This is a genomic window from Campylobacter sp. S4:11, assembly GCF_024723695.1.
GTDB lineage: Bacteria > Campylobacterota > Campylobacteria > Campylobacterales > Campylobacteraceae > Campylobacter_D > Campylobacter_D jejuni_C.
On the sequence record NZ_JANQDC010000050.1, the window covers coordinates 1 to 1,717 of the forward strand.

2 protein-coding genes are annotated in these 1,717 nt (G+C 26.2%); both read left to right on the forward strand.

Going from position 1 to position 1,717, the window contains the following annotated elements; translation table 11 throughout:
• A partial coding sequence (locus CAMP5053_RS08040; protein WP_337217625.1) for a hypothetical protein occupies window positions 1–585 on the forward strand: 585 nt, incomplete at its 5' end.
• Window positions 578–1,717: hypothetical protein (locus CAMP5053_RS08045; RefSeq protein WP_337217626.1), on the forward strand; the 1,140-nt coding region annotated here is incomplete at its 3' end. The genes CAMP5053_RS08040 and CAMP5053_RS08045, both read left to right, overlap by 8 nt.

Sequence of the window (1,717 nt, forward strand, 5' to 3'; positions counted from 1 at the left end):
ATAAGAACTTTAACCTCTTATTATCCTACAAATGAAGATGTTGAGCTTATAAGACAAGCTGGGCATGTTATTTTAGGCTCAAATACTGATATTATACTTTATCTTATTGATAATGAAAAAACTTTTATAGGACATAAAACTTATTTTTTATTTGACAAGGAAAGATTTGATGCACTTGAAGATTTTTTATTTTTTCTAAATACTCGTTTAGAAGAGGATTTTTTGCAAAAAGATATTCATAAGTTTGATAGCTTTGATGTAGTTAGAATTGGAACATATGCTAATGTTCTAATTACCTATAATCGTGCATTTACTGATATATATTTAGACGAATTTCCTCAAGATATTTGTAATTTAAATACCCCTAAAACTATGACAATTTTAAATGGTATGAGTCAAATTAACATTGCTACTGACAAAGTTTTATTGTTTTTAAATAAAGAATTAAAAATATACACTGATAGTCATTTAAAAATGCAATTAGAAAAAGCGATCTATAATTTTAAGAAACTCAAACTCGGTCAAAAACAAATCAATCAGCTCAATACCCTACAATCTAAACTAAAAGAATGTACAAATGAATGAGATAGAACTTAACACTCAAAATAAAACCTTAAACGAAACAGAAAAAGAATTGCAAATTCTTTTAAAAGATGCAGGTGTAGATGAAATAGGAGAAAAACTACTTAAAGAAGTAGAAGATACAAATAAAACAGAAAACACTACTTCACAGCAAAATAAAATTCAAGCTTTTCAAGGATATACCGGAACATCCAAAGACACATTGGATACCATAATCCAATTCAAAAAAGACCTCGAACCCTACCTACTCCCTTTTAAAATCATCATAAAAAGAGCAGATAATACCCTTAGTGGAATTGATGCTTTAATAGAATATCAAAAAACAAAAGATGGTTTAAAAGTTTCTGTAAAAATTGGTTCTGAAATTATTGCTTCACAAATTTTTACAATAGGAATACCGATAATAAGCACAGCAGCCATTACAACTTATAGCGCAATAGCAATTATTACAAGCAGCACCTTGTTAGGTGTTTTAGCAGCCATTAGTATTGTTGGTACTGGTATGATAATTCTTTGGTGGATTAATTCTAAAATAGAAGATTGGTTAAAAGATAGTGGTATTTCTTTTATTGATTTTATAAGAGAATATGAAACTCATTTAAGTTCTGAAGAAAAATATTATCATAACTTAGCACATTGTCATCAAACACAAATTAAAAATATGCAAAGAATTCAATTATATTATAATGGTAAGATTTCAAAAGATTTAAAAAATTATTACTATCCTTTTTATGATGTTAAAAAAACGCCATCTTTACTTAATGAAAAAAGCTTACTCAAAAGCATATCAAAAGATTATAAAGCATTAAAACTAAAAGATACAATAGACAATATTCACATTAACTCAGAATTTTATCTATTAAAAGCTTTATATTTTTGTGAAAGTTTTACAAGTTTTAATCAAAACAATCAAGCCTTATTTAACGAAGAAAAATTTCCTTATCATTCTAGCTTTTATACTATATTCTTATTGCACAAAGATAAAATCACAAATACTTACTTAAATGCAAGAAAAGAACTTTATAAAAGCGTTATAGAATTTAATTATTCTCAAAATAAAACCTTACTTGAGAATTTAGAGAAAAACGACACCAAAGAAGATTCTAAGCTATTACGCTTTTATAATCTTTCTTTT